Origin of the sequence: Corynebacterium provencense (assembly GCA_900049755.1) — a bacterium.
Lineage (GTDB): Bacteria > Actinomycetota > Actinomycetes > Mycobacteriales > Mycobacteriaceae > Corynebacterium > Corynebacterium neomassiliense.
On sequence record LT160611.1, the window covers coordinates 1 to 2968 of the forward strand.

The window sequence follows — 2968 nt, forward strand, 5'->3', positions numbered from 1 at the left end:
ATCATTCTTTTGTTGTTGAGGGTGTGTGGGTGCGGGGTCTGGTTGACTGTCCTGTGTGGATGGTTGGTCGGTTCCTGTGCCTGCGCACTCTTTTTTTGCGTGTGGTGTTCACCCACAATTCACCCCAGGGGGCAGGGGTGTGTTTTCATTCACGGCGTCCGGAACCCTGTCCCCGGGCTCTGCGCAGCCCTAGAATCCCCGGCCATGCCTCCCGTGGAAGAGAACCTGCCTGCTCCGACAGATGGACTTCTGACCCGGAGAAGCTTCGGTGAAGAAATGGACCGTGGCGTCCTGTGTTCGCGGCGGGGCCTCCGCGGTACAGCCGCAGTCCGGTCGGCCGTCGGATCTCTCAGGAGATTCCTTCCCTCCGCGGCGCGGGTGACGGCTGGCGTGGTCTTAGCGGCTGCGATGGGATTCTCGCTGGGTACAGGCCCTGCCCAAGGTGAGGTCACCGGCGATACCCGGGGTTACGGTACCCGTCTGATGCACCGGGACCTGAATTCGACGGACAGTGTCCCGTGGTCGGGTCCCGGGGGCCGGGTATCGGTGGCCGGGTCTGTCACCGGGGCAGTGTGCTCCACAGTCTTCCAGGGCACGGACGGGTGGCCGGTGGCACTGTGCACCCGGTACCTGGGAACGACCTTCGGTCCGGAAGTGGCCGCCCCCTCCGTCGTGCTGTTCGACCCGGTCACGGCTCAGCCGGTGGCCTCGTTGGAACTGCGGAAGGACGGCCTGCTGGGGGGGTGTCTACGGATTCCTCGACGACCGCAACCGGGTCGTTGTCGCCGAAGGACAGTCGGTGGTCAAGGTGGAGCACGTGGTCGACAACGGTCGGCCGGTGCTCAGGATCGCTGAACGGATCCCACTGGGCCCGGAGTCCACGGACGTGTCCGTGGCAGGGCTTACGCCGGACGGCGCAGGACGGGTCTGGTTCGCCACCGAGGACTCGAGAATCGGCTACCTGACCGCCTCTGGGCAGCCGTATGTCCTTGACCTGGGCGTGTCAACGCCAGGAGGTGAGAAGATCGCCAACGGGCTGACGCCACGGCCGGACGGTGTCAGTGTGCTGACCACGCACGCGCTCTACGAGGTAGGTGTCGCCGCGGACGGGAGTCCGGAGATCCGGTGGTCACGGAGCTATGACCGGGGCAGTGCCAGGAAGCCTGGCTAGCTTTCTCAGGGATCCGGCACAACCCCGACGTTCTTCGGCCCGGACAGTTCCCGGGTGGCCATCGTGGACAACGCAGACGAGCGTCCGAATCTCCTGGTCTACGATGCGGCAACCGGTGAGACGGTCTGCTCGGTGCCGGCGTTCGGGACCTCGGGCCAGGGCACCGAGAATTCTCTGCCGGCGCGCGGCAGTTCACTCTGGATCCCGTCCACCTACGGTTACAGCTATCCTTCCGCGGCCGTCGACGGAGAGTCCCGTCCGGCGTCGGCGACATTCACCGGTGGGCTCACCCGGGTGGACCTGGAGACCGACCCGGAAGGGCGCGAACTCTGTGTCCGCAAGTGGGAGACGGGCAGCAGGTTGGAGACCCTGCCGGAACTGACGGTGGAGGACGGACGTATATGGGCGTTGTCGCGGGACGGTGACGGGCCTGTGGTCAGTCTCCTCGGGGTGGACGCCGAAACCGGTGAAGAGGTGACCCGGACACCGGTGGGCGTCCTTCCCTTCGACGAACCGATGCAGCTCACCGGGATGATCGCACCGGACGGCACGCTGTGGCAGGGGACGGCGACCCGGATGCTGAAGGTCGCTCCCGCCAGGTGATCCCCGTACAGGTGACTCCTGTACCGGTTACCCCCGTGCCGCGCGGCGGCGGAGCTGAGGCTCTCCCGACAAGGTAGTGTGAGCACTGTCACACCACAGTGATCCAGCCCCGGTATATAGTTGATGTATCAACTACTTCAGCGAGTGAGTCCAGGAGAGACATCATGACCACAGTCACCATTTTCGGGTCCGGCAACATGGGAACGGCCATCGAGGGCGTCCTCACCAAGGGCGGGGCATCAGTCCAGCACGTCGGCAGCGCAGACACCAGCTCCACGATCGAAGGGGACATCGTCATTCTCGCCGTGCCCTACGGGGCGCTCGCCACGATCGCCGCCAACTACGGCGATCAGTTCGAGGGCAGGACCGTCGTCGACATCACCAACCCTCTCAACTTCGAGACCTTTGATTCCCTTGTCGTCCCGGTCGGCAGCTCGGCGGCAGCCGAGCTCCAGAAGGCCCTCCCCGAAGCGAAGGTCGTCAAGGCCTTCAACACCACCTTCGCCGCCACGCTCGCCGCGGGCACGGTCGGCGGGCTCAAGACCACCGTGCTCGTCGCAGGAGATGACGAGGACGCCAAGAACGGCCTGATCTCGGCGATCGAGGCAGGAGGACTGTCCGCGGTCGACGCGGGCGCCCTGTCCCGTGCCCATGAACTCGAGGCACTGGGATTCCTCCAGCTCACCCTCGCCGCCTCCGAGAAGATCGGATGGGACGGCGGCTTCGCGGTAGTCCGCTAGCACTGCCCCCGCCCCTCGGGCACCACATCATTCCGTAACCCGGAAAACTCCGCTCCGTCATCCCGGAGACATCACGAAAGGACAGATACCGTGGCCTACGCAACCACCAATCCCTACACCGGTGAGGTCATCAAGACCTTCGACACCGCCACCGCCGAGGACATCGACGCGGCGATCACCACCGCCGACGCGACCTTCCACACCTGGTCGGCGACCCCGGTCGAACAACGCGCCGCCGTGCTCGCCAAAGCCGCCCGGATCCTGCGCAACAACAAGCACGACTACGCCGAAACCCTGACCCTGGAAATGGGCAAGCTCATCGGCGAGGCCGAAGCCGAGGTCGAACTGTCCGCCGGGATCCTGGAGTACTACTCCCGCTACGGCGCCTCCCACCTCGCCCCCCGCTACCTGCCGGCCGAAGGCTTCGGCGACCAGGACGTCGCCCTGGTCAACG

4 protein-coding genes are annotated in these 2968 nt (G+C 65.7%); all 4 read left to right on the forward strand.

The features are described 5' to 3' along the window. The first annotated feature begins 799 nt into the window (after window positions 1-799). On the forward strand, window positions 800-1171 hold the full coding sequence (locus BN3906_RS15310; protein ID WP_227871114.1) for a hypothetical protein: 372 nt from the start codon (window positions 800-802) through the stop codon (window positions 1169-1171). A 54-nt stretch (window positions 1172-1225) separates the two neighbouring features. After that, window positions 1226-1774, forward strand: coding sequence for a hypothetical protein (locus BN3906_RS15315; protein ID WP_227871115.1), 549 nt, complete (start codon window positions 1226-1228; stop codon window positions 1772-1774). Between the two features lie 164 nt (window positions 1775-1938). Continuing rightward, entirely contained in the window at window positions 1939-2514 is a 576-nt protein-coding gene (locus tag BN3906_RS13890) for an NADPH-dependent F420 reductase (RefSeq protein WP_066590269.1), read from the forward strand. A 90-nt stretch (window positions 2515-2604) separates the two neighbouring features. After that, window positions 2605-2968 (forward strand): aldehyde dehydrogenase family protein (locus BN3906_RS13895; RefSeq protein WP_147593035.1); only part of this gene is annotated, 364 nt, incomplete at its 3' end.